The organism is Arthrobacter sp. K4-10C, assembly GCF_059090085.1.
Genome location: NZ_JBNHFI010000006.1, coordinates 227070 through 251954 on the forward strand (window position 1 = coordinate 227070; position 24885 = coordinate 251954).

Consider the following 24885-nt stretch of genomic DNA (forward strand, 5'->3'; position numbering starts at 1 on the left):
GAGAACCCATGAGCACCGCAGCATCCACCTCCCTCGACGGCTACGAGGTCTGGTTCCTCACCGGCAGCCAGCACCTCTACGGCGAGGACGTCCTCAAGCAGGTGGCCGCCCAGTCGCAGGAGATCGCGAACCAGCTGAACGCCAGTTCCACCGTCCCGGTCAGAATTGTCTGGAAACCGGTCCTGACGGACTCCGACGCCATCCGCCGCACCGCCCTGGAGGCCAACTCGGACGATTCCGTCATCGGCGTCACGGCATGGATGCACACGTTCAGCCCGGCCAAGATGTGGATCCAGGGCCTGGACCTGCTCCGCAAGCCCCTCCTGCACCTGCACACCCAGGCCAACCGCGACCTGCCCTGGGCCGACATCGACTTCGACTTCATGAACCTCAACCAGGCAGCCCACGGCGACCGCGAGTTCGGGTACATCCAGTCCCGCCTCGGCATCGCCCGGAAGACCGTCGTCGGGCACGTAACCAACCCCGAAGTGGCACGGCAAGTGGGCTCCTGGCAGCGCGCCGCCGCCGGCTGGGCCGCCGTCCGCACGCTGAAGCTGACCCGCTTCGGCGACAACATGCGCAACGTCGCCGTCACCGAGGGCGACAAGACCGAGGCCGAACTGCGCTTCGGCGTCGCAGTCAACACCTGGTCCGTTAACGAGCTCGCGGACGCCGTGCACGGCGCGGAAGAGTCCGACGTCGACGCCCTCGTCGCCGAATACGAGGACCTTTACGACGTGGTGCCGGAGCTCCGCCAAGGCGCGGCCCGGCACGAGTCGCTGCGGTACGGGGCCAGGATCGAGCTGGGCCTGCGCAGCTTCCTGGAAGCCAACGGTTCCGCCGCGTTCACCACCTCCTTCGAGGACCTCGGCCAGCTCCGCCAGCTCCCTGGCCTGGCCGTCCAGCGGCTCATGGCGGCGGGCTACGGCTTCGGCGCCGAAGGGGACTGGAAGACCGCCATCCTGGTCCGCGCCGCGAAGGTGATGGGTGAAGGCCTCCCCGGTGGCGCGTCCCTCATGGAGGACTACACCTACCACCTGGAGCCCGGTTCCGAAAAGATCCTGGGCGCCCACATGCTGGAGGTCTGCCCGTCCCTGACCGCCACGAGGCCGCGCCTGGAGATCCACCCGCTGGGCATCGGCGGCAAGGAAGACCCGGTCCGCCTGGTGTTCGACGCCGATGCCTCCCCAGGCGTGGTCGTCGCCCTGTCGGACATGCGGGACAGGTTCCGCCTGGTGGCCAACGCCGTGGACGTGGTTCCGCTGGACCAGCCGCTGCCCAACCTGCCCGTGGCCCGCGCCCTGTGGCAGCCAAAGCCGGACTTCGCCACGTCCGCCGCCGCCTGGCTCACGGCCGGCGCCGCCCACCACACCGTCCTCTCCACCCAGGTGGGCATGGACGTGTTCGAAGACTTCGCGGAGATCGCCAGGACCGAACTGCTCACCATCGACGAAGGCACCACCATCCGGCAGTTCAAGAAGGACCTGAACTGGAACGCCGCGTACTACAAGCTGGCGGGCGGGATCTAGGCAGTGGGCCTGTCAGTGCCCGAAATGCGCGCGCGGGGTGCCTTCCGGTAGCCCCGCCAGGATGTCCTCGGCGATCCTGCGCACCTTGATGTTCCGGTGGCTCGAGGCCTTCGCCAGGATGGAAAAGGCTTCGTGGTACGAGCACCTGTTCTGCGCCATGATGACGCCGCAGGCAACGTTGATGGACGTGCGGCTGTCCAGGGCTGAACGCAGGTCCGAGGCCATCGACCGGGCCGTATGCAGGTCGACCGCCATCTGCAGGCTCTTGGCCGCCAGCCCTGCGAAAGCCCGCGCCTCCGCGATGACCTGCAGCGGGAATGCCTTGGCGTCCTGGGCGAAGAATGCCAGGGCGGCGGGCTTTACCCGGGTCTCAAGTGCCTCGGAGATGGTCCGGTCCGGCCCTCTGGTGGTGCCGCCTTTGCCTGTGTGCGAGGTCCTCTCGCCGCCGGGTTTGGTGCTGCCGTCCCTGGGGTCACCGTCTTTGGTGTCATGGAGTGCTGTCGCACCGTTCAGCGGCAGCCGCACCCCAAGGACGCTGCCGAACCCGGCCGCCTGCAGCTGATCGCAGTACCGCGGCCACCGGAAGTCGCCGTTGCGCTGGAGCACTGCCACGGGCTGGCCGCCGGCCAGCACCTCGCGGACAGGTCCCTCAGCCGCCGAGTGCTCCCATTCCAGCAGCCGGACAACCTCTTCCGAGGTGCCGGTAATGGCTGGTGGCTTCTTGGACTGGGGCACCACCACGCCGCATTCGATGCGGAGGCCTGCCGTGCGGACAACGGCCTGCGCGGAGGCGGCCACCAGGCGGGCAAGGGATTCCCCTAACGAGTCCGTGCCGGTCACCAGGTCCAGCAGGAGGTCCTGGCCTCCGCTATCCGGCGTGGCCACTCCGGCGATGGCGGAGGCGGGTCGGGTGCCCGGGGTCCGCGACGGAACGAGAGGGCCGGCGACGGCTGGGGGAGAGGCCTTGGTCTCAAAGGCCTCCTCGTCGCCGGCCCCGCTCAATACCCGTGTCCGTCGGACCGGGAAGCCTGAGCTCATATGTCGTGCATGCATTGCCAGTTTCACGCCCCCTCGTGAGCCAAGTACCGCGAGCCATCACTTCTTGTCTCTCCTAAAGAACCTAGTTCCGCGGCTGTCGCCGGAGAACGCGTAAGGGGTACCCGAATTTGAGATTAGGTAGTACTTGGTTTTGCACCGCCACTACCTGCGTTCTCCATCGCCGCAGGTGGGCAGCTTGTGCGCCCGTGGGGACCATTATGGCGTCTCCGCGCATGCCCTTGTTCCATCCGCTTGACTCACGGGACGTGAGTGCCAACAATGGTTTTCTATAACGTTGTAGAAGAGAAGCGAGGACGTTTTCGTGAGCACAGCAGAAACAGCTGCGGCGAAGATCACCATGGATCCCGCGTTCGCGGTTGGACCAGTCCGGCGGCGCACTTTCGGCGCCTTCGTGGAGCACCTTGGACGTTGCGTGTACAGCGGCATTTTTGAGCCGGAGCACCCGACGGCGGACCGGGACGGCTTCCGCGGGGACGTCCTGGAACTCACGCGGGAACTCGGCGTGTCCACCGTGCGCTACCCCGGCGGCAACTTCGTGTCCGGCTACCGCTGGGAGGATGGCGTGGGCCCCGTCGAGCAGCGCCCGGTGCGGCTGGACCTGGCCTGGCACTCGAGCGACCCCAACCTGGTGGGGGTGGACGAGTTCGCCAAATGGTCGGCTAAAGCCGGTGTGGAAACCATGATGGCAGTCAACCTAGGCACCCGCGGTACCCAGGAGGCGCTGGACCTGCTGGAGTACTGCAACATCGACGGCGGAACGGCCTTGTCGGACCAGCGCCGGGCCAACGGTGCGGAACAGGGCTACGGCATCAAGATGTGGTGCCTGGGCAACGAGATGGACGGACCGTGGCAGATCGGCCACAAGAGCGCCCACGAGTACGGCCGGCTCGCGGCAGACACTGCCCGCGGCATGCGCATGGTCGACCCGGACCTGGAGCTCGTGGCCTGTGGCAGCTCCGGACCCACTATGCCCACCTTCGGTGAATGGGAGCGGGTTGTCCTCACCGAGACCTACGAGCTGGTGGACCTGATCTCGGCCCACCAGTACTTCGAGGACTTCGGCGATCTTCAGGAACACCTCTCCGCCGGCCACCGGATGCAGGCCTTCATCCACGACATCGTGAGCCACATCGATCATGTGAAGTCAGTGAAGAAGTCCACGCGGCAGGTGAACATCTCCTTCGACGAGTGGAACGTCTGGCACATGACCCGCGACGAATCCAGGCCTCCCACCGGCAAGGACTGGCCGGTGGCCCCCGTCCTGCTCGAGGACACCTACACGGTGGCGGACGCCGTCGTCGTCGGCGACCTCCTGATCACGCTGCTCCGCAACACCGACCGGGTCCACTCCGCCAGCCTGGCGCAGCTGGTGAACGTCATTGCCCCCATCATGACGGAACCGGGCGGACGCGCTTGGAAGCAGACCACCTTCCACCCCTTCGCGCTGACTTCCCGGCACGCGTCCGGGACTGTGCTGCAGCTCGCCGTCGAATCCCCACTGGTCAGCGGCGGCAAGACGACCGACTTCGCCGCCGTGTCCGCCGTCGCAACCTACGACGCCGAAAAGGGCGAGGCCGTGGTGTTCGCTGTCAACCGCTCCGCGACGGACGCGCTCCGCCTGGACGCCGTTGTGTCCGCGCTCGGCAACATCCGCGTGGTGGAGGCCCTCACCTACGCCAACAAGGACCCGTACTGGCAGGCCACCGCGGACGATTCCACCTCCGTGCTGCCCGCGGAGAACGTCAGCGCAAAGGCGGACGGCGGCCGCCTCACCGCCGAGCTTCCGGCCGTGTCCTGGTCGATGATCCGGCTCGCCGTCGGGGAGTAGATGCGGGGCAGGAGCAGCAGCAGGGCGTCGGACGCAACATTTCCGGTGCCGCGCTGACGCGTCCGGCAACCTCTGCGAGGATGGACGGCATGGAATTGCACATCACGGGGGATCCCGCCGCGGACAAGCTGTTGAGCGAGGATGACTTCGCACTGTTGACGGGCATGCTGCTCGACCAGCAGGTGACCATGGAGTCAGCCTTCGCCGGGCCCGAAAAGATCAGGACCCGGATCGGGTCCCTGAAGCCGGAGGCCATCGCCGCCCACGATCCCCAGGGGTTCGTGGAGATGTTCAAGGAGCGGCCGGCGGTCCACCGTTTCCCGGGCTCCATGGCCGCCCGGGTGCAGGCGCTCGCCGAGGCCGTGCAGAGCGAGTGGGACGGTGACGCCACCGCGATCTGGACCAGGGGCAACCCTGACGGCGCCGAGGTGCTTCGCAGGCTGCAGGCTCTGCCGGGGTTCGGCGAGCAGAAGGCCAGGATCTTCCTGGCCCTGCTGGGCAAACAGCGCGGCCTGCAGGCGCCCGGCTGGCGTGAAGCCGCCGGCCACTACGGGGAGGAAGGTGCCTTCCTGTCCGTCGCGGACATCGTGGATCCCGAATCGCTGGCCAAGGTGCGCGCCAGCAAGCAGGCCGCCAAGGCCGCGGCGAAAGCGGCGAAGACGAAGGACTGACGTCCTCCCGTAGAGCGGGTTGCCGTACCGGTGCCGTTTTCTGCAACGATGTATCGCAGAATCCGGCAGAACCACATGAAGGAGCCACGATGGCGGTCACCATGAACGACGTTGCAAGGGCGGCGGGGGTGTCGCTAAAAACGGTCTCCAACGTCCTGAACGACTACGAGTTCATCCGTCCTGCCACCAAGCAGCGGGTCCAGGACGCCATCGCGGAGTTGGGATACGAAGCCAACCTGACAGCCCGGAGCCTGCGGTCCGGCAAGACCTCCATGCTGGGGCTGGTCCTTTCGGACCTCGCCGCGCCGTACTACGCCGAACTGGCGGCGAAACTGATGAAGGCTGCCTCGGAGCGTGGCTACCGTGTCCTGGTGGAGCAGTCCGACGCGCAGGGCGACGCGGAACTGAACGCCCTGCAGGGGCCGTTCCGCCAGCTCACCGACGGCCTGCTGTTCACTCCGCTGGCCATCGACGCCGACGCGATCGCCGTCCGGGCAGGCAAGAAGCCCCTCGTGATGCTCGGTGAGCACATCGTGGACCCCCGTTTTGACCTGGTGACCATGAAGAACGAGGAGGCTGCCGCCGCGATCACCGCGCACCTGCTGGACAGCGGGCGCCGCCGGATTGCGGTGCTTGGCGCCAGCCCGGAAGAATCCGCGGGCAGTGCCGGCCTGCGGCTCAACGGGTACCGGCGGGCCCTGGATGAGGCGGGGGTTCCGTTCGATCCTGCCCTGCTGGCGCCCGGTGTGTGGCGGCGGGACGGAGGGGCCGCTGCGGTGGCCGGGCTACTGGAAAGCGGCGTGCAGTTCGATGCGGTGTTCGGCCTGAACGACGTGCTGGCCCTGGGGGCCCTGCACGAACTGCTGATCCGCGGGCACCGGGTTCCGCAGGACGTGGCCGTGGCAGGATTCGACGACATCGACGAGGCCCGGTTCGCCTCGCCGTCCCTGACCACGGTTTCGCCCGGCATGGACGAGATTGCAGAGCGCTCCGTCAGCCTGCTGCTGGACCGCATCGCCGGCCGCGAAACCGCGGGGCAGGGCCTGCATGTGGAGGCCGGCTTCGAGCTGAGAATCAGGGAGTCGGCCCCCTAAGCCGGTTTCACCCGCACCGTCCGCGGGTACGGTTCCGGCACCGGTTCAACAAACGGAAAGGTGCCTCCATGATTGCCCTCCTGGTCATCGACATGCAGAACGCATATTTCGAGGCACCGGAACTGGCGGCCCAGCAGGAGCGGCTGGTTGCCTCCTGCAACAGATTGTTGGAGGCTTTCGCGTCCAGCGGCCACAAGGCATTGCTGGTGGGTACGGAGCACGAGCGCGACAAGTCCACCTGGACGCTGAACATGCTCGACGACGACCAGGGCTTCATTTTCCGCGGCAGCAAGCAGGCCGAGGCTGTACCCGGCCTGGCCAAGGATGGCCTGCCCCAGCTTAACAAAACGCGGGACAGTGCCTTTGTGGGCACCAACCTGCTGTCCCGGCTGCGGAACTGGGGTGCGGACGAAGTGGTGCTCGCCGGCGTCTCCACCCACAACTGCATCGCCCAGACCGGCGCGGACGCCTTCGCCCACAACATCCGCGTCACCTACGCCCAGGACGCCATGGCCTCGGAGGACGATAAGGACGCGGCGGACATGCTGCGCATCCTCTCCACCACCTACCGCCAGCGCGTACAGTCCACCGACGAGATCGTGGCCAGGCTGCGCCGCTAACGGCCCATTGCATTCCTGAAACGTGGTGGAAACCTTAGCCACCTACTGTGGGTCCCACGCCGTCCGCTGGCCGTCGAAGGGACCCCCCATGCATCTGATGCCCCGTGAGCAGGAAAAGCTCCTGATCGTGGTCGCGGCCGACCTTGCCAGGCGGCGGCAGGCCCGCGGGCTGAAGCTGAACTATCCCGAAGCGGTGGCGATCATCAGTTACGAACTGATCGAAGGCGCCCGGGACGGCCGTACCGTTGCCGAGCTCATGAGCTACGGAACTACCCTCCTCACCCGCGACGACGTGATGGAAGGCGTCCCGGAAATGATCCACGAGGTGCAGATCGAGGCAACATTTCCGGACGGCACCAAGCTCGTCACCGTCCACGATCCCATCCGGTAGGGGCGCCACATGATTCCTGGGGAGTACATCCTGCGGGGCGGACCGGTGACGGCTAATGCCGGCCGGGAAGCCATCGATGTTGAGGTGGTCAACACCGGTGACCGGCCGGTCCAGGTGGGATCCCATTTCCACTTCGCCGAGGCCAACCCGGCCCTGGCCTTTGACCGGCAGGCAGCCTACGGGCGCCGGTTGGACATTCCCGCCGGAACCGCGGCCCGGTTCGAACCCGGGGACTCCCGCAGTGTCCGGCTGATCGCATTGGCCGGCACCCGCGAGGTGTACGGGCTCAGCAACGCTGTCAACGGACCGCTGGCCTCCCCGTCCGCCGCATCCACGGAAGGTGCCCGGTGAGCTTCGAGATTCCCCGCCGGCAATACGCGGACCTGTACGGCCCGACGACGGGCGACGCCATCCGCCTGGCAGACACGGAACTGTTCCTCGAGATCGAAAAAGACCTCACCGTCTACGGCGAGGAGGTGGTGTTCGGCGGCGGCAAGGTAATCCGGGACGGCATGGGCCAGAACGGCCAGGCCACCAGGGACGGCGGTCCTGGAGGCGGGGTGCCGGACACCGTCATCACCAACGCCGTGATCCTGGACTATACAGGCATCTACAAGGCGGACGTCGCCCTTAAAGACGGCCACATCTTCAAGATCGGCAAGGCCGGCAACCCGCAGATCACCGACGGTGTGGACATCGTGATCGGCGCCAGCACGGAAATCATCGCCGGGGAACGCAAGATCCTCACCGCCGGGGGAGTGGACACCCACATCCACTTCATCTCCCCGGACCAGGTGGCCACCGCACTCACCAGCGGCGTGACCACCATGATCGGCGGAGGCACCGGCCCGGCCGAAGGAACCAAGGCCACCACCGTCACCCCCGGAAGGTGGCACATCCAGCGGATGCTGCAGGCGGCCGAAGGCTTCCCCATGAACATCGGCCTGTTCGGCAAAGGCCACGCCTCCGCCGTCGAACCCCTGGCTGAGCAGATCCGCGCCGGTGCCATCGGGCTGAAAGTCCACGAGGACTGGGGCTCAACGCACTCCTCCATCGATACCTCCCTACGGGTGGCGGACGAGTACGACGTCCAGGTGGCCATCCACACCGACACCCTGAACGAGTGCGGGTTCGTGGAGGACACCATCCGCGCCATCGGCGGCCGCGTCATCCACACCTTCCACACCGAGGGCGCGGGCGGCGGGCATGCCCCCGACATCATCAAGATCGCCGGAATGCCCAACGTCCTGCCGGCATCCACCAACCCCACGCTGCCGTACACACGCAACACCATCGAAGAGCACCTGGACATGCTGATGGTGTGCCACCACCTCAATCCGGACATCCCCGAGGACGTGGCCTTCGCGGACTCCCGTATCCGGGCCGAGACAATCGCCGCCGAGGACGTCCTGCAGGACCTGGGTATCTTCTCCATCACCTCCTCCGACTCGCAGGCCATGGGCCGGGTGGGCGAGGTGATCACCCGCACATGGCAGGTGGCGGACAAGATGAAGAAGCAGCGGGGAGTGCTGGAAGACCCCCGGGGGGACGGGGCAGCGGGCGTCCACGGCTCCGAGCTGGGCCTGGGTTCGGGCAGCGACAATTTCCGGCTCAAGCGCTACGTAGCCAAGTACACCATCAACCCGGCCATTGCCCAAGGCATCGCAGACTCCGTCGGGTCGGTGGAGGAGGGCAAGTTTGCCGACCTGGTCCTCTGGGATCCGGCCTTTTTCGGGGTCAAACCCGAGCTGGTGATCAAGGGCGGGCAGATCGCCTACGCGCTGATGGGGGACGCCAACGCGTCCATCCCAACGCCCCAGCCGCGCACCATGCGGCCAATGTTCGGCGCCTACGGGAAGGCAGTGCAGCAGTGCTCCATCACGTTCCTGTCCCAGGCGGCCATCGACGCCGGTGTCCCCGCCCAACTGGGGCTGGAAAAAGTCATCCGGCCGGTGTCCGGCATCCGGTCGCTCAGCAAGGCTGACCTGAAGTACAACGACGCCACCCCGGACATCCGGGTGGACCCGGAAACCTACCAGGTGAGCGTCGACGGCGAGGACGTCACCTGCGAGCCCGCCGACGTGCTGCCCATGGCCCAGCGCTACTTCCTGTTCTGACGCTTATCAACCGGAGCCCGCAATGATCATTGAGAAAGTCCTCGGCAACGTGCACGAACTGCCGGACCCGCACGCCTACGCCGGCTTCCACCAGGAGAAGGTGGTGCTGCCCGGCTCCCAACTGGTCAAGCGCATCCAACGCGCGACGACGGACCACGGCAAGGAGATCGGCATCCGCCTTCCCTCCGGTTCCGGCGACCTCCGCGACGGCGACATCCTCCACGTCACCGACACCAATATGATCGTTGTCTCCGTGCTGCCTACCGACGTCCTGGTCATCGCGCCGCGGTCCATCCACGAGATGGGCGTCGTGGCACATTCCCTCGGCAACCGGCATCTCCAGGCACAGTTCTTCGACTCGTCCTCCGAATATGAAGCCGACGTCATGGTGTGCGCCTATGACCACACCGTCGAGGACTACCTTCGCCACGTTGCCGTGCCCTATACCCGCCAGGAACGCGTCATGCCTGTGCCTTTCCGCCATGCTGAGCACTCGCACTGAATTTCTCCCCTTTTCCTCGGCTTGGGACGCCGCGAGGGATGTGGGGCCGTGCCCGCTCCGCGGTGCCCGCCACGCCGCGGCCCCATATCCCTCGCGTCGCTTGCTTTCCTCGCCTTGGGCGGCGGTTCAGTGAGTGGGTATCAGCTTGCGCTGCAGCAGCTTACTGACTCTGCGCTTCCTACTGGGGCTTTTGCGCACTCACTCGGGTTTGAGACATACATCGACCGGGGGCTCGTTCATGATGAGAAGTCTTATGGAGTCTGGCTCAGCGTGTTCGTCGGCCAACAACTGACGTATTCGGATGGGTTGGCCATTCGGTTTCTTTATGAGGGGGTGGATGTTGGTGAGCTGGACTCGTTGTTGTCTGCTTCGCTGCTGCCACGGCAGGTTCGGGAGGCGAGCGTCAAGATGGGGCTCCGGCTGCTTGAGATTGGGGCAGAGGTCTTTCCCTCGGCTGAGCTGGAACTGTACCGGGACCTGGTGACCAGCGGCCAGGCTGCCGGTCATCAGCCGCTGGCGTTCGCCGTCGTCGCGCGTTCCCTCGGGGTGCCGCTCCCTGAGGGGCTGGCCGCCTACCTTTTTGCCACCGCTACCTCCCTGACGCAGAACGCCGTCCGCGCCATCCCGCTCGGCCAGAACGCAGGCCAGCGGCTCCTTCGAAACGCGGCCGACGACGTCGCTGCCGCCGTCGAACGTATCCAGCGCCTTACGCTTGACGACTTTGGGGCCGTCAGCCCCGGACTGGAAATTTCCCAAATGCGGCACGAACGCCAACGTGCCCGGATGTTCATGAGCTAGCAGTGCTTATAAATTCAGGAGGACACATGTCTGAACCCATCAAAATCGGTATAGGCGGACCGGTCGGCGCCGGTAAGACCCAGCTCGTGGAACGCCTCACCCGGTACATGAGCGGCGACATCTCCATGGCCGCAATCACCAACGACATCTACACCATCGAGGACGCAAAAATCCTCGCCGCCAACGGCATCCTGCCCGTAGACCGGATCATCGGCGTCGAAACCGGAGGCTGCCCGCACACCGCCATCCGCGAAGACACCTCCATGAACACCGCCGCCATCGAGGAGCTCAAGGCACGGCACCCCGACCTGCAGGTGATCTTCGTCGAATCCGGCGGCGACAACCTCTCCGCCACCTTCAGCCCCGAACTCGTCGACTTCTCCATCTACATCATCGACGTGGCCCAGGGCGAGAAAATCCCCCGCAAGGCCGGCCAGGGCATGATCAAATCCGACCTCTTCATCATCAACAAAACCGACCTCGCACCCCACGTCGGCGCCGACCTGGCAGTCATGGAACGGGACTCCAAAGAGTTCCGCGGCACTAAGCCGTTCTGCTTCACCAATCTCAAAACCGACGAAGGGCTGGAAAACGTCATCGACTGGATTCGGCGCGACGTCCTGATGCTTGACCTCACGTCATGACTACAAGCAGCTCCGTCGTCGTCTCAGCGTGGGCGGCGCCCGCGGATGAAGGGGGCCGTGCCCGTCCCCAGCCGCTCCCAACTCTCGCAAGCTCGAGTCGGGGCCCTCGCGGCAGTGGGCCCCTCACGAGTGCCGCCACGCCGCGGCCCCCTTCATCCGCGACCGCTCATCGCCCAGTAAGAGGGCGGTTGGAGCTCGACATCAGCAAGCGTGGCGCGCGTTCCATTGCGTCCCGGCAGTTTCATCAGGGCGCGTTGAGGATTCTTCGGCCGCACTACCTGGATGACTCTGGCCAGGTTTGTTACGTCGTCGTCAATCCTGGTGGTGCCTATCTTGGGGCGGATCTCTTTGTGCTGGACGTGGAAGTCGGGGACGGCGCTGACCTGTTGTTGACCACCCAGTCCGCAACCAAGGTCTATCGGACACCGGGGTCTTTTGCTGAGCAGCGGATGAATCTGCGGCTGGGGGAGGGGGCGCGGCTGGAACTGATGCCGGACCAGCTCATCGCCTATCGGGACGCCAGCTACCGGCAGGTTACGTCCTTTACACTGCGGCCGTCGTCGTCGTTGGTGATGGCCGAGGTGGTGACCCCTGGCTGGTCGCCAGACGGGGCGGCTTTCCGGTATGAAGAGGTCCGGCTGCGGAACGAGATCCATGTTGAGACGGACGAGGGCACGGAACTCCTGGCGCTGGACAACCTGCTGATCCGGCCGCCCTCGGGCGATGTCACCGGGCTGGGATTCATGGAGGGCTACAGCCATCTGGGTTCGCTGGTGGTGGTGGACGCCCGCGTGGACCAGGCGCTCGCCGACGAACTGCACGCCGTCACGGCGGAACACGACGCCCGAACCGGCTTGTCCCTCATCCGCACTGCCGCCGGAACCGCCGGCATGGTGCTCCGTGCGCTGTCCAACAGCACCGGGGAACTGAACCGCCTTCTTGCTGCCTGCACCAACCTCCTGCGGGAACGCTGGCACAGGCAAGGACCGCTCAACCTGAGGAAGCACTGATGACGTCCCTGACAAACATCGCCACGCTGTACCGGGAGCGGGAAAGACTGCCTCTGCGGACGCGCCTGGTGTTCACCTTCGGTGCGGTGGCTGCCCTGCATGCGGCCGCCGTCGTATTCCTGCTCTCCGGAAGCGCCGGCGCGGCGGGTACGCAAGCACTCACGTGGAGCCTGGTCCTGACCGCCTACCTGGCCGGCGTCAAGCACAGCTACGACTGGGACCACCTTGCCGCCATCGACAACTCGACGCGGAAGTTCGTGGCCCAGCGGCAGGACCCGGTCAGCGTGGGATTCGCCTTCAGCCTGGGACACAGCTCGGTGGTGGCCCTGGCCGGCGTACTGGTCGTCGCGGGGGCGGCCGCAGTGGGCGAATTCATGCAGGACGGGTCCGCCGGCAACCTGGTGCTAGGGCTGATCGGCAGCGGTGTTTCCGGCATGTTCCTGCTGGCCATGGGCCTCTTCAACGGCTCCGCCTTTGCCCGGTCCGCGCGCGCCTACCGCCGGGCGCGGACAGGTGCCGCAATCGATGCCCCGGACTTGGAACCCCAAGGGCTCGTGGCGAGGCTCCTCGCCAAGCCGCTGTCCATGGTGCGGCGGCCCCGGAACATTTACGTGATTGGGTTCCTGTTCGGGCTCGGCTTCGACACCGCCACCACCATCGGGCTGCTGATGATGACGACGTCGGCGTCCCTGGCCGGGGTGCCGCCGTTCGCCCTGCTGGCCCTGCCGCTTGCGTTCGCTGCCGCCATGACGCTGTGCGATTCGCTCAACGGAGTGGCGATGATGCGGATGTACCGCTCGGCGCTGGATGACCCTCGGCGGAGGCTGGGCTTCAATGCGGTGGTGACCGGGATTTCGACTGTCTCGGCGCTGTTCATCGCCGTGATCACCCTTGGCGGCTTCATCAATGCCGCGTTCGCCCTCCAGGACCCGGTGACTGGATGGCTCGGATCGGTCGACCTGGGCCACGCCGGGCTTCTGCTGATTGCGCTGCTGCTGGCGGTCTGGGGTGCCGCGGTGCTGACGGAGAGGGCCCGCCGCTCACTGACCTAGCCGCCGGTTCAGGCAGCCATCCTTCCCTTGTTCCTTCGGTGCGGCCGGTTCCTCGCCTGGGCGGGAGCGGGGGCGCGTGAATCGATCAGCACCTGCTCGCCGTCCGGGACGGTGGCGTCTGCCTCCACGTGTGCCCCATGCTCGATCAGGACGCTGGAGCCGATCCGTGAATGGCTGCCGATGTACACTCGGTTTCCGATAACGGTGCCGCGGCCGATGCGCACGCCGTCGCCGATCACCGTCCGGTCGCCGATCGTGGCGTCGCGGTCAATCCAGCTGCCATGCCCGATCCGGCAGCCGTGCCCGATCCGCGCACCCTGCTCCACGTATGTCATGGAGCCGATGCGGGTGCTCTCGGCAACGGTGGCACCGGGAGCCACCAGCCCGCCCCCGTTGGCGCGGCGGACGTAGCGGGTGACCTTTCCGGCGTCGTCCTCAACTGATTCAAACTTCGTGTTCATGAAATCCCTCAGTACCGTGCGGTAACTTACCGTACAGTCAGTTAACGGTCCGGAACCCAAACAGATTCCCGGCGCTCCTGGAACGGCTGGTTTCCCGGCAGTCTCCTAGGGTGCTTACTGGAACGGGACGCCTTCATCCTCTTCGGGAACGGCCGCTTCCGTCAGCAGCAGCGCCGTTCCCTTGAACGCGGGCAGTTCCAGGAAGAAGCTGCACAGGTCGTCCACCTGGCCGATTGCTTCGCCGGTGAACAGGTCCTGCACCGTGGAGCCCGGCACCAGGTGGCTTGACTGGATGCTGCCCGCCACATCCTGGTCGGAGAAGTTCAGTACTGTGACCTCAAGCGCACCGCTGCCCAGCCGGGTGACGAGGACCAGCAGGCCACGGTGGGATACGTCGGGAATGTCGAGCAAGGTGCCGGTGGCAATGCCGTGCTCTTCCCGGACGCTGAGGACGCGCTGGAGGCGCCGGGCGAAGGAGTTGGCGTCCTGCAGCTGCTCCGGCAGCGGACCGTACAGGCTGCGTGCCCTGGGCATGCCGGACGAGGAGGTTTTCGCGTCCGGGCTGGTGCCCATGATGTCGTGGGCTCCACGGTTGATCCAGCGGGTGTCTCCCTGCGCGGTGAGTTCGGCAACGCTCTGGCGGTCAAGGGCCATGATGCCGGCCAGATCCCATCCGGACAACGCAAAGACGCCGGGCTGCAGGGCGTTGTACATTGCCAGGAGGATGTGGGCGTCCAGGACCCGTGCCTCCTGTTCCGGGGTTATTGCTTCCGGATCCCGGATACCAAGGGCAGCCATAATGAAGCTCACGGTCGTGCAGGCAATGCCGTTGGTGGTGAACAGGGCGTTGTACGGCCCGTTTTCTCCGGTCAGGCGTTCCCGCATGGTCTGCTGGACCTTCTCTGCCAGCTCGGCCCCGGTGAGCTCCTCGCCATGAAGCTCGAACATCTCGTCCCTGTGGCCCGACGCGAAGTGCATCAGTTCGTAGGTGAGTTCGTCATGGTTCTGCAGGGCATGGACCAATGACGCCTGGTCGACGCCGATCTCCATGGACAGGCGGAGCGTCAGCCGCAGCAGTTCGGTGTCAGCCATGACCAGCGCGTAGTGGTACGCGGGCCGGGTAATGAAGTCGTAGGACAGGTCCGGGCCGGCTTCGGACGTTGCCTTGATGTCGTCGATGGTCAGGTTGAGTTCCTGGAACGAGAACCCGCCCACTTTGCGGATCATGGAGCCGATGAGCTGGTTGGCGGCCTCGGACAACGGGTGACCCTCAGACCAGCCGGGCTCTTCCTCGGCGCTCTTCTCCACACCCAGGAAGCCGTTGGCGTCCAGCCGCAGCGCGCCGGTGCCAAGGTCGAGCAGTGAGTGCAGGGCGTCGCCCACCACCAGTCGCATTCCGGCGAAGGTGGGATCCAGCCAGTTGATGGACGGCTGGCCGGCCTTGAAGTAATGCAGGTAGACCCAACGCCGGGTTTTGCCGGTGGTGTCCACCACAGGTCGGGTGGCGCTCCAGTTGGTCTCCTTGACCCCGGGCTCGTAGAAGATCACCCTTTGCAGCCGGCCAATGATGTAGCCGGCCTTCTGCAGGGCCTGTTCGGATTCAGGGCTGAGGTTGACGGAGTCCTGCCCGTCGGGAACGTCCGGCAGCAGGTGCCAGTCCTCCTCGGGAATGTCCACCATGTGGTAGATCCCGGGATAGTCCCGGAAGTTCATCTCGGCGAGGCGGAAGTCCGCTCCCTTGCCGGTATGGCCCGGCACGATGTCGTCGATGATGGTGCCGCCATGGTCGGCGGCCACCTCGCACATCCGCCGGAATTCGTCCTCGGTGCCAAAGACGGGATCAATGGCCATGCTGATCCGGTCGAAGTGCCCGTCCACGCTCGGGGTCTGGGTCCAGCCGCTGATGCCGCCGGCAAGTTTGACGGGCCCGGTATGGATGGCCCGGATTCCGATCTCGCGGAAGGCGTCCCACATGGTGGGGTCACCGAGGGCGCTGAGGAAGGATTCGCCAGTGCGCGTGATGAAGGACAGGGGATAGGCGGTGAACCACACGGGTGCACGCTCGACGGCGGCGCGGGGGTTGGGGTGCGCATAGGAGTTCTGCCACATGCTGGCCTGTCCGGAGAGCTGCCGGGCCAGTGTGTTCGCGTCACCCAGCATTGCCTGGTTCCGCAGCCACTCCACATACGCCGTGTTACGCCCATCGAATTCGAAGGACGGCCTGGTGGCAAGGTACTGCCGCCGCCGCGCAATCGGCCGGAGCGCCTTGGGGCGGGCAGGGTAGAACTGTTCGTCGTAGTTGATGTCCGGGTCCACCAGCGGTTCTTGAATGGCCGGAGCTATCTGTTCGTCCTCGCCGGCAAGGGTATCCGATTCAAGAAAACCGTCACTGGCACTGATTTCCCGCATAGATTCTCCTACAGGTAGTTCACGTGGTTCCTGGTATTCATTTCCAGGTCACCCTGCTCATGCCAACGTACCCCAGAGGGCCGGGAGTATTCGCGAGGCCGGATCTGCCGGCGTCACAAGACGAGGGCAGGAGCGGTCCGTACCAGGACACGGAGTTGCCTGCCCGGTGTGCACCTGGTCAGACGGCGGCCCCTGGAGTACTGGCGGGTGACGTCGGCGCATACCCGACAGTGCGGTAGGTGGCAAGTTTCATGACTGAAACGTTACGGCGTCCGCGCGGGTAGGCTGGAGCGTACCGTCCGGCAGTGGGCGGCCATGATGCTGTGGCTTAACTGTGTCCGGAAGGAGAGCTTGTGATGAACTGCGACGTCTGTGACGGCACCATTTTCGCCGATGTTGCAGTACGCCTGCAGGACCTGATGCTGGAAAACCAGGCCGTAGCCCAGTTGCTGGACAACCTGGCGGAGTACGCGGCCGGCAAGCTCGGCGGCCCGGGCCGCGAACTTGCCTGCGGGATCACGCTGGCCCGCCCCAAGAAACCGGCCGCCGGCGTAGGCAGCAGTTCGCTGGCCCGGCTGATGAACCAGTTAGAGGGCATGTACGCGGACGGCCCGGGTGCCACAGCCATGCGGCTTTCGGAAACAGTGGTTGTTCCCGACCTGCGGCAGGAAGACCGCTGGCCGGAATACGTCCTTGCCGGACGCAGGCAGGGCGTCCTCTCTGTCTTGAGCATCCCGCTGCTTCTCGAGGGTGACGACCAAGGGGTCCTCAGCCTCTACTCCGGGCAGCCTGACGGGTTCGGCAGTGAAAGCATCGCCTTGGCCGACGCCTTCGTTCGGCAGGCATCGAACGGACTGAGGCTGGCGCTGCGGATGGCAAAACTGCAGGACACCAAAGACGGTCTGAGCGCCGCAATGCAGACGCGCACGGTGATCGACCTCGCCACCGGAGCGATCATGGCCCAAAACCGCTGCAGCCAGGCTGAGGCGTTCAAGGTGCTGCGGGAGGCATCCAACACCAGGAACACCAAGCTGCGGGACGTTGCCTCCGGTGTCATCTCCTCGGTGGCCGGCAGCGGCAAGACCTTCACCTATTTCGACGAATAGAAGGCGTCCCGTTCCTTCCCCGGGAGCCCCACTTCACGGACGGTGGATAGGCCGGGGACCGAAAAATGCTCACTCCGCTTCCGGTAGGCGCGTTGGCTACCGGAAGCTGCTGCTGTTCGTTGCGGCTGGGTGATTTCCTGGTTGGAACCCCAACCTGCCCTGCCTTCGCCCCTCTTACCCCTCGCACTCACGGCAATACTTCTTGCCGTCCTTCTCCCGGGCCAACTGGCTGCGGTGGTGGACCAGGAAGCAGGACATGCAGGTGAATTCGTCCTGCTGCACCGGGACCACCTGGATCAGCAGTTCCTCGTTGGACAGGTCCGCGCCGGGAAGCTCAAAGCCGTCCGCGAGGTCCGACTCGTCAACGTCGGGAGTTGCCTCCCGCCGTCCCGGCTTCTCAGTCTTCAGCTCCTCGAGGGCGACGTTCGGTTCTTCCTCCGGAGTCACCCGCGGAGCGTCGTAGTCAACTGCCATTGATGCGTTCTCCTGTACGGCTGTAGTTGCCCGGATTGTTCCGGACAGAGCGACAACCCACAGCGGCCCGAAGTTATTCCCGTCCTCCGGTCAGGTGAGGAAACCATGCCTGACAGGCTACATCGGACGGTCCGCCTTGCTGGTTCATGCAAGCCCGGCCAGCCGTGAGCACTCCGCCCAGAGCCGGCGCCTGGCGTCCGGGTCAGAGCCCATTCCCGGGGTGGGCAGTTCCTTCCGCTGCAACCAGAGTTTGCCGGACACTGCGGCCGTTTCGTCCCCCATCGCCAGCCACAGCGGTGTGTCTGCGGCCTGCTCCGCGGTCTTCCCGAACCTGTTGGTGATCCACCGGAACGGCCCGCCCACGTCCTGCAGCAGCCCGGTGTTCCTGACCAGTCCTGGGTGGACCGCGTTGGCAACGACGCCGGTGCCATGCAGGCGCTCGGAGAGCTCCTGTGTGAGGAGGACGCGGGCCAGCATGGTGGGCGGAGTGGATCGCAGGTAGCTGTATCTGCCCTTGGCGGTCTGGAGGTCATCGAAGGCGAGCCGGGTAATGCCGTACCTGGAGGCGACGTTCACGATCCGCGCCGATCCCGCCGACACCGCGGCCCGTTTCAGGGCTTCCAGCAGGAGGTTGCTGAACAGGAAATAGGACATCACGTTGGTGGCGAACGTCAGCTCCAGCCCCTCCGCAGTCTCGTGGCGTTCCTTGCGGAAAACGCCGGCCGCGTTGACCAGCACATCGAGCTGCCCGTAGCGGGCGCGGACATGGTCCGCCGCGGCATGGACCGACGACATCAGCGACACGTCGCAGGCGAGGGGTTCAAGGTTTGCGGCCGGGACGCGGGCCCGGATGTCTTCCACCGCCTGGTCCGCCCGTGCCGGGTTCCGGCCAATGACGACGACGGCGGCGCCTTCCCGGGCAAGGCCGGCGGCGACCGCTTTGGCCAGGCCGCCCGTCGCTCCCGTAACCAGCGCAACTCGTCCATTCATCGATGCCACGGCTACCGCCTCCTGACGCTGGGTACGACAATCCCAGCACGGATCCCCGGCCCTGGCCATAGCCTGGAGGGGAAGGTGAAGGGGCGTCCCTCGGGTTAAGCTGGGCGAGGTAGGTAGACTGGTCTACCTACAACCCGTTTTCAAGGAGTCTCCCATGTCCGCTCCGGACGTTTCCGTCACGCCCAGGAGGCCCGCGCGCGAGCTGCTGCTCGCTGCCGCCGCCCGGCTGTTCTATGCCAACGGCGTTGCCGCCACCGGCATCGACACCATCACCGCGGAAGCGGGAGTGGCGAAGAAAAGCCTTTACAACAACTTCGCCTCGAAAGCCGATCTCGTGGCGGCGTACCTCGAAGCCCGGCACGGGGAATGGCTGGGCCTGTACCGCAGCCGGCTGGATAATGCGAAGAGTGCCCACGACCGCGTGCTGGCCATTTTCGACGCCTACCTGGACCACGCCAACTTCGCGTATGAGCACGGGTTCCGGGGCTGCGGGCTCCTTAATGCCGCTGCCGAGCTGCCGGCAGGGCACGCGGGGCGGGAGGCGGTGAGGCGGCACAAGGAGGAGGTCGAAGAGCTGCTGGCCGCCCATGCGCTCAGGCTGCTGCCCGGGGAGGAAGAACGCGCCGCGGAGGTGGCCCGCCACCTGTCCTTCCTGCTGGAAGGTGCCATGGCCAGGGCGGGGCTTGAAGGCCGGGACGCCAGGCTCAGGGACGCCAGGCTCATCGCCGCCCGGATGCTGGAAAACCTGTGACGGGAGGAAGCGGGCTGGCCAACGCGCCACTGTGGGGAGCCCTGTGCGTGGCAGCGGCATCCATCCTCTGGGGGACCACCGGAACGGCAGCCACCTTCGCACCTTCCGTCAGCCCGCTGGCCATCGGTGCCGTGGCGATGGGGGTTGGCGGACTGCTGCAGGCGCTGTACGCTGCCGGATCGATCGCCGCGCAGCGCGCCGGGCTGGTGGACAGATGGCGCCTGGTGCTCGTGGCTGCGGCAGCAGTGGCCGTCTACCCCCTTGCCTTCTACAGCTCCATGCACCTTGCCGGCGTTGCAGTAGGAACCGTCGTCTCCATTGGGTCCGCCCCTCTGGCCGCGGCGCTGATCGAGCGGTTCAAAGACCACAAGCCACTCACCCCGCGGTGGATCGCCGGGGCCCTGCTCGGGGTGGGCGGCGCGGCCCTGTTGTCCTTCGCCGGGCATGGTACCACCGGTTCCGGGAGCGCCGGTTCCGGGCCATCCACCGCCGGTATTCTCCTGGGCCTGGTGGCCGGCGGAACGTATGCCCTTTATTCGTGGGCGGCGCACCGGCTGATCGGCGGCGGCGTTTCATCTCGGGCCGCGATGGGAACGGTCTTCGGACTCGGCGGGTTGCTGTTGATGCCGGTACTGGCCGTGACCGGCGGCCCGCTACTGCACGCGTGGACAAACTTCGCCGTGGGGGCGTACATGGCCTTGGTCCCGATGTTCGCGGGCTACGTCCTGTTCGGCTGGGGGCTGGCCCGGATCCGCGCCAGCACCGCCACCAGCATCTCCCTGCTTGAGACTGTCGTGGCGGCGGTCCTTGCCGTGCTGGTGGTGGGGGAGCGGCTCCCGGCACTTGGCTGGCTTGGCGCCGCCGTCGTGCTGGCCGGCCTGTTCATCCTGACGCCAGGCACCCCGCGCGCCAAAGGCCGTCAGCGGGGAGCCACCCTAGCCCGTAGCCCGTTCCCGCCGCCGGCCCCCCGGGAGGGGGCGGTTCAGGAACAGGCAGGCGCCCAGGCCCAGCAGCAGGATACCGAGCACGACGGGGGCCGGCGCCTGTCCGCCGATTCCCGCCATGACGAGTACAAGACCCAGCAGGCACACGGCTGAGCCGGCGAAAAGCCCCGCCGGAAAACGGCGGGCGGGGTAACCGGAGAGCAGCTCCATAGCCAGGTGGGGATCGTCAGCGATCAGCCGCAGTTCCAGCTCGTGAAGCAGCCTCCGCTCCTCTTCGGACATTGGCATTTTATGCCCCTGCATTCCATGAGACGCGGGTATCGCTACTGACCGTAGGAGCCTTGTCTTAGTTAGTCAAGGGCAGTTCCGGGCCGCCTGGCGCTAGGGTGAGAGGATGACTTCGGGGGACAGTAGCAGCGGACGGTTCGGCCGGCGAAACTGGCGGAAATTCCTTCTGCCGCTGATCGCAGTGGCCAGCGCAGTGATCGGGATCGTGCTGGTGCGGACCCCACGGCAGGACGTGGGCTGGTTTGCCTATGCGCCGCTCGCGAATGAGCCGTTTTCCGGCACCAACCTGGTCTTCATGGACGGCACGGCGAAGCTTGGCTACATGCTGGTCCTGGCCGGGCTGCTCCTTCTGGCGTTCTGGGCTGGGTACCGGTTCGCCCTGTACCGCGCCCGTAGTTCGAGGTAGGGCTCTGCAGGAAGCCGGGCTACCGCCGTCGTAATTCTGCGAACTCGATGGACGGGACAATGGCGCCGGCGTCCCGCTCCACGAAGTTGGTCCCTGGCGGGACGATGTCGTCGATGGCGTCCAGCACGGACTCGCCCAGGCGGACGTCCGCTGCGCGCAGGTAGGCGTGGAGGTGCGCTTCGTTGCGCGGACCGATGATCACGCTGCTGATGGCCGGGTGGGCCAAGGCAAAGCCGACGGCAAGGTCCACGAGCGAAAGCTCCAGCTTGTCCGCCAGCCGGGCCAGGGCGTCCCCGGCCAGGAGCTTGCGCTCGCTGGAAGGCCCGGAGATGTCGTACCGCCCGGGCAGGGAGTGCACCCGGGTGGGCGGCTGGCCGGATTCCAGCACGAAGCTGCCGGACAGCCAGCCGCCGGCCAATGGGCCGTAAGCAAGGACCCCGAGCCCGTACTGCTGCGCGATCGGCAGCACGTCCCGCTCGTTGCTGCGCACCAGCATGGAGTACGGCACCTGGTTGCCCAGCGGCGGGATGAGGTGGTTGGTGGTGGCCAGCCACTGCGCCTCCACCAGCTGGGCAGGAGTGAAGACGGACGTGCCGTAGTAGAGGATCTTGCCCTGCCGGATGAGGTCATTGAGCGTGGTGATGGTTTCCAGGACGTCGGTGTTGTAGTCCGGCCGGTGCGCCTGGTAGAGGTCGATGCGGTCGGTCTCCAGCCGGCGGAGGCTGCCTTCCACTGCCTGCGTGATCCAGCGGCGGGAGTTGCCGGAGTGGGCTGGGTTGGCGCTCATCTGGCCGTGGAACTTGGTGGCGAGGAAAACGTCGTCGCGGCGTCCCCTGAGGGCCCGGCCCACCACCTGTTCGGACTGGCCCTGCGAGTAGACGTCGGCGGTATCGATGGCCGTGATGCCGGCGTCCAGTGCGGCGTGGATGATCCGGATGCTCTCCTCTGCGCCGGTGGGTGCGCCTGGTTGGCCGCCGTTCCCTTCGCCGAAGTTCATGGTGCCCAAAGTCAACGGACTGACGGGGGTCCCCGACCGCCCGAACACCCGCAGTTCGCTGAGGCTCATCCCCGGTCTCCTCCCAATGCCTTGCTTGCCCTCGGTCGTCACGAGGCTACACAGATCCGCCGTACGCCTGAAGATTCGTGCCTTAGTCCTTCGCTTTTCGACGCACGGAGTAACGGAGGGGTCGGCAATGACGTTTTATGGCGCGTGCGCAGCCATGGCTGGCAGCATCGGGAACGACGGGGCGGTGCACGCACGTCGAGCCGTGAGCCGGAACGTCTTCCCGTGCGACCGCGGGCGCATTTCGCCTAGGCGCCACCCTGCAATAATCTGAACCCACGGTTGTGCTCGGGGGTGCAAACGCCCGGTGCAACAGGCAGCACGGTAAGTTCGGGCCCATCACACCAGACGAGGCGGACACGCATGACGGCTTCAGACCAGCAGCACGCACCACAGCCGGGGACGCCGGCGGATCCACCGCGCTTCGCTGCAGCTGCCGAGGGGACTGCGCGGGGAAGTGCTGCCAGCGGATCCACCGCAAGGGAGCCCGTGGATTCCCATCTGCTCCAGCAGCTGGCGGACGCGCACGGGGTGGGCACCTCGTTCCAGGGCTGGGACGGTCTGCCCCATTCGGTGGCCGAGGAAACACTGATCAAGGTGCTGGCTGCCCTTGGCGTCCAGGCCCACACCAACGAGCACATCCAGGCTGCCTTGGCGGAAACGGAACTGGCGCCATGGCGGCGGATGCTGCCTCCCGCCGTCGTGATCCAGCAGGGCGAGCCGGCGGAAGTTCCGGTGCACGTGCGTGACGGGGCCACCGCCAGCGTTACCATCGCACTGGAAGGCGGGGCAGGGACCCGGGAAGCGGAGCAGCAGGACGTCTGGGTGCAGCCGCGGGACGTGGACGGCGTCGCCGTGGGACGGGCCACTTTTGCCCTCCCGCAGGACCTGCCGCTGGGTTGGCACACCCTCCACGCAAAGTCCGAAGGGACCAGCGCGTCAGCCAGCTTGGTGGTGGCCCCTGCCCGCCTGGACACGGCGAAGGACCTGGAGAAGCGCCGCGGCTGGGGCCTGGCAACGCAGCTGTACTCGGTGCGTTCCAAGCGGTCTTGGGGGATTGGCGATTTTTCGGACCTGGCTGACCTTGCCGCGCTGAGCGGTGCCCGTGGCGCCGACTACGTGCTGGTCAATCCGCTGCACGCGGCGGAGCCGGTCCCGCCGGTCCAGCCATCGCCCTACTCGCCGTCCACCCGGCGGTTCTTCAACCCTCTGTACATCCGCGTGGAGGCCATTCCCGAGCTGGCCTACCTGAGGCCCCGGAAGCGCGCGCAGCTGGAAAAGCTGCACGAGGAAGTAGCGGGCCTGAACAGGGACGGTGAGCGGCTGGACCGGAACGCCGTCTACGCCGCCAAGCTGCAGGCGCTGGAACTGCTGTACCACACGCGCCGGTCGCCCGCCCGGCAGGCTGCGTTCGAGGACTTCTGCCGGACTTCCGGCAGCGGACTCGATGATTTCGCACTGTGGTCCGCCATCCGCGAGGACATTGCTCCGGATGATCCGCTCTGGACCGACCCCGCCACTGCCCTGGGAACACCCGAAGCCGAAGCCCTCCGGGAAAAGCTCGCCGACCGGATTGGTTTCCACCGCTGGCTGCAGTGGATCTGCGACGAGCAGCTGGAGAACGCCCAGCAGGCCGCTCTGCGGTCGGGAATGCGCCTGGGCGTGGTCCACGACCTGGCCGTCGGCGTGGACCACAGCAGCGCCGACGCCTGGACACTCCGCAACGTGCTGGCGCCGGCCACCAGTGTGGGCGCGCCGCCGGACATGTACAACCAGCAGGGCCAGGACTGGGGCCAGCCGCCGTGGCACCCCGCCCGCCTTGCCGAGGCCGGCTACCAGCCATTCCGGAACATGCTGGCCACGGTGCTGCGGCACGCCGGCGGCATCCGCGTGGACCACATCCTGGGCTTGTTCCGGCTCTGGTGGATCCCTATGGGCAACGCCCCCGGCGACGGCGCCTACGTCCGCTACGACCACGAGGCGCTGATCGGCATCCTCGCGCTCGAAGCCCACCGGGCCGGCGCCGTGGTGATCGGCGAGGACCTGGGCACCTTTGAGCCGTGGGTGCGGGATTACCTGGCCGCGCGCGGCATCATGGGCACGTCCATCCTCTGGTTTGAGTACGACGGCGATTCCCCCCTGGCGCCCGAAAAGTACCGCACGCAGGCACTCGCCAGCGTCAACACCCACGACCTGCCGCCCACCGCCGGTTACCTGGCCGGCGACCATGTGGCCTTGAGGAGCAGGCTGGGACTACTGGAGCGCTCCGAAGCAGAAGAGCGCGCCGAGCACAATGCGTCCCTCGAGAAGATGTTCGCCATGCTGCGGGAGCGGGGTTACCTGCCCGAGGGTGACATGGCCGGCGGTTCCGGCGGGTATGGCGCGGGATCTTCCGGTTCAGAGGAGCGCACCATCGAGGCGCTGCACCTGCTGCTCACGCAGACGCCGTCGGTCCTGCTGGGTGTGGCCCTGGTGGACGCGGTGGGGGAGCGGCGCGTCCAGAACCAGCCGGGAACCACCGAAGCCCTGTACCCGAACTGGCAGGTTCCGCTGGCCGGGCCGGACGGCAGGCCGGTGTTCCTTGATGAGCTTCCCGCCAACGCGCGGTTCAACAACCTGCTCGCGGCGGTGGAGGAGGCTCTGCACGCCTGAACGACCCTGAGGAGGGT

At 66.5% G+C, this 24885-nt stretch carries 24 protein-coding genes and 1 pseudogene; 18 read left to right on the forward strand and 7 right to left on the reverse strand.

What is annotated here, in order from left to right; genetic code table 11:
- Nucleotides 1-8 precede the first annotated feature (8 nt).
- Nucleotides 9-1529, forward strand: coding sequence for an L-arabinose isomerase (gene araA, locus AC5RUU_RS10435; protein WP_493975133.1), 1521 nt, complete (start codon nt 9-11; stop codon nt 1527-1529).
- 12 nt (nt 1530-1541) lie between these two features.
- On the opposite strand, the gene AC5RUU_RS10440 is transcribed toward araA, so the two are convergent.
- On the reverse strand, nt 1542-2567 hold the full coding sequence (locus tag AC5RUU_RS10440; protein WP_493975134.1) for an ANTAR domain-containing protein: 1026 nt from the start codon (nt 2565-2567) through the stop codon (nt 1542-1544).
- Nucleotides 2568-2925: 358 nt separating this feature from the next.
- Here AC5RUU_RS10440 and arfA point away from each other — a divergent pair, with 358 nt between their 5' ends.
- From arfA to AC5RUU_RS10500, 12 genes are all read left to right on the forward strand, one after another.
- Nucleotides 2926-4416 (forward strand): arabinosylfuranosidase ArfA, encoded by a 1491-nt coding sequence (arfA, locus tag AC5RUU_RS10445; RefSeq protein WP_493975216.1) that lies wholly within the window; start codon nt 2926-2928, stop codon nt 4414-4416.
- Nucleotides 4417-4496: 80 nt separating this feature from the next.
- Nucleotides 4497-5087 carry an HhH-GPD-type base excision DNA repair protein gene (locus AC5RUU_RS10450; RefSeq protein ID WP_493975135.1) on the forward strand — a complete coding sequence of 197 codons (591 nt, stop codon included), beginning with the start codon at nt 4497-4499 and terminating at the stop codon, nt 5085-5087.
- Nucleotides 5088-5176: 89 nt separating this feature from the next.
- Nucleotides 5177-6181 (forward strand): LacI family DNA-binding transcriptional regulator, encoded by a 1005-nt coding sequence (locus AC5RUU_RS10455; RefSeq protein ID WP_493975136.1) that lies wholly within the window; start codon nt 5177-5179, stop codon nt 6179-6181.
- Nucleotides 6182-6249: 68 nt separating this feature from the next.
- Nucleotides 6250-6801, forward strand: coding sequence for a cysteine hydrolase family protein (locus AC5RUU_RS10460; RefSeq protein ID WP_493975137.1), 552 nt, complete (start codon nt 6250-6252; stop codon nt 6799-6801).
- An 88-nt stretch (nt 6802-6889) separates the two neighbouring features.
- On the forward strand, nt 6890-7192 hold the full coding sequence (locus AC5RUU_RS10465; RefSeq protein ID WP_493975138.1) for an urease subunit gamma: 303 nt from the start codon (nt 6890-6892) through the stop codon (nt 7190-7192).
- Between the two features lie 9 nt (nt 7193-7201).
- Complete coding sequence (locus AC5RUU_RS10470) at nt 7202-7543, forward strand: urease subunit beta (RefSeq protein ID WP_493975139.1); 342 nt, start codon at nt 7202-7204, stop codon at nt 7541-7543.
- Nucleotides 7540-9309 (forward strand): urease subunit alpha, encoded by a 1770-nt coding sequence (gene ureC / locus AC5RUU_RS10475; protein ID WP_493975140.1) that lies wholly within the window; start codon nt 7540-7542, stop codon nt 9307-9309. Before AC5RUU_RS10470 ends, ureC begins: the two co-directional genes overlap by 4 nt.
- A gap of 22 nt (nt 9310-9331) precedes the next feature.
- Nucleotides 9332-9811 carry an urease accessory protein UreE gene (ureE, locus tag AC5RUU_RS10480; RefSeq protein WP_493975141.1) on the forward strand — a complete coding sequence of 160 codons (480 nt, stop codon included), beginning with the start codon at nt 9332-9334 and terminating at the stop codon, nt 9809-9811.
- Nucleotides 9812-9940: 129 nt separating this feature from the next.
- Nucleotides 9941-10609, forward strand: coding sequence for an urease accessory protein UreF (locus AC5RUU_RS10485; protein WP_493975142.1), 669 nt, complete (start codon nt 9941-9943; stop codon nt 10607-10609).
- 26 nt (nt 10610-10635) lie between these two features.
- Nucleotides 10636-11253: an urease accessory protein UreG gene (gene ureG, locus AC5RUU_RS10490; RefSeq protein ID WP_493975143.1), complete on the forward strand. Its 618-nt coding sequence runs from the start codon at nt 10636-10638 to the stop codon at nt 11251-11253.
- Between the two features lie 188 nt (nt 11254-11441).
- Nucleotides 11442-12263 carry an urease accessory protein UreD gene (locus AC5RUU_RS10495; protein ID WP_493975144.1) on the forward strand — a complete coding sequence of 274 codons (822 nt, stop codon included), beginning with the start codon at nt 11442-11444 and terminating at the stop codon, nt 12261-12263.
- Entirely contained in the window at nt 12263-13315 is a 1053-nt protein-coding gene (locus AC5RUU_RS10500; RefSeq protein WP_493975145.1) for a HoxN/HupN/NixA family nickel/cobalt transporter, read from the forward strand. The genes AC5RUU_RS10495 and AC5RUU_RS10500 overlap by 1 nt, the downstream gene beginning before the upstream one ends.
- Nucleotides 13316-13323: 8 nt before the next feature.
- Here AC5RUU_RS10500 and AC5RUU_RS10505 read toward each other — a convergent pair whose 3' ends face one another.
- The gene (locus AC5RUU_RS10505) at nt 13324-13776 is read right to left on the reverse strand and encodes a DapH/DapD/GlmU-related protein (RefSeq protein WP_493975146.1); all 453 of its coding nucleotides are present in this window, start codon (nt 13774-13776) and stop codon (nt 13324-13326) included.
- A gap of 114 nt (nt 13777-13890) precedes the next feature.
- Nucleotides 13891-16185 carry a maltose alpha-D-glucosyltransferase gene (gene treS / locus AC5RUU_RS10510; RefSeq protein WP_493975147.1) on the reverse strand — a complete coding sequence of 765 codons (2295 nt, stop codon included), beginning with the start codon at nt 16183-16185 and terminating at the stop codon, nt 13891-13893.
- Between the two features lie 356 nt (nt 16186-16541).
- On the opposite strand from treS, the gene AC5RUU_RS10515 reads away from it, so the two are divergent.
- On the forward strand, nt 16542-17291 hold the full coding sequence (locus AC5RUU_RS10515; protein ID WP_493975217.1) for an ANTAR domain-containing protein: 750 nt from the start codon (nt 16542-16544) through the stop codon (nt 17289-17291).
- Nucleotides 17292-17465: 174 nt separating this feature from the next.
- Here the strand turns inward: AC5RUU_RS10515 and AC5RUU_RS10520 are convergent, their stop codons facing one another.
- Both AC5RUU_RS10520 and AC5RUU_RS10525 read right to left on the reverse strand, forming a co-directional pair.
- The gene (locus tag AC5RUU_RS10520; protein WP_493975148.1) at nt 17466-17765 is read right to left on the reverse strand and encodes a DUF4193 domain-containing protein; all 300 of its coding nucleotides are present in this window, start codon (nt 17763-17765) and stop codon (nt 17466-17468) included.
- A 144-nt stretch (nt 17766-17909) separates the two neighbouring features.
- Nucleotides 17910-18755 carry an SDR family NAD(P)-dependent oxidoreductase gene (locus tag AC5RUU_RS10525; protein WP_493975218.1) on the reverse strand — a complete coding sequence of 282 codons (846 nt, stop codon included), beginning with the start codon at nt 18753-18755 and terminating at the stop codon, nt 17910-17912.
- 163 nt (nt 18756-18918) lie between these two features.
- On the opposite strand from AC5RUU_RS10525, the gene AC5RUU_RS10530 reads away from it, so the two are divergent.
- Nucleotides 18919-19515 carry a TetR/AcrR family transcriptional regulator gene (locus tag AC5RUU_RS10530; RefSeq protein ID WP_493975149.1) on the forward strand — a complete coding sequence of 199 codons (597 nt, stop codon included), beginning with the start codon at nt 18919-18921 and terminating at the stop codon, nt 19513-19515.
- On the forward strand, nt 19512-20612 hold the full coding sequence (locus AC5RUU_RS10535; protein WP_493975150.1) for a DMT family transporter: 1101 nt from the start codon (nt 19512-19514) through the stop codon (nt 20610-20612). The genes AC5RUU_RS10530 and AC5RUU_RS10535 overlap by 4 nt, the downstream gene beginning before the upstream one ends.
- Here the strand turns inward: AC5RUU_RS10535 and AC5RUU_RS10540 are convergent.
- A pseudogene (locus AC5RUU_RS10540) lies at nt 20568-20762 on the reverse strand (DUF3040 domain-containing protein); the annotation flags it as partial. The gene AC5RUU_RS10535 and the pseudogene AC5RUU_RS10540 sit on opposite strands and share 45 nt — an antisense overlap.
- A 91-nt stretch (nt 20763-20853) precedes the next feature.
- On the opposite strand from AC5RUU_RS10540, the gene AC5RUU_RS10545 reads away from it, so the two are divergent.
- Complete coding sequence (locus AC5RUU_RS10545) at nt 20854-21153, forward strand: hypothetical protein (RefSeq protein WP_493975151.1); 300 nt, start codon at nt 20854-20856, stop codon at nt 21151-21153.
- A gap of 19 nt (nt 21154-21172) precedes the next feature.
- Here AC5RUU_RS10545 and AC5RUU_RS10550 read toward each other — a convergent pair whose 3' ends face one another.
- Nucleotides 21173-22219 carry an aldo/keto reductase gene (locus AC5RUU_RS10550; protein WP_493975152.1) on the reverse strand — a complete coding sequence of 349 codons (1047 nt, stop codon included), beginning with the start codon at nt 22217-22219 and terminating at the stop codon, nt 21173-21175.
- A 360-nt stretch (nt 22220-22579) separates the two neighbouring features.
- Here AC5RUU_RS10550 and malQ point away from each other — a divergent pair, with 360 nt between their 5' ends.
- Entirely contained in the window at nt 22580-24868 is a 2289-nt protein-coding gene (gene malQ / locus AC5RUU_RS10555) for a 4-alpha-glucanotransferase (protein WP_493975153.1), read from the forward strand.
- The last annotated feature ends 17 nt before the right edge of the window (nt 24869-24885 follow it).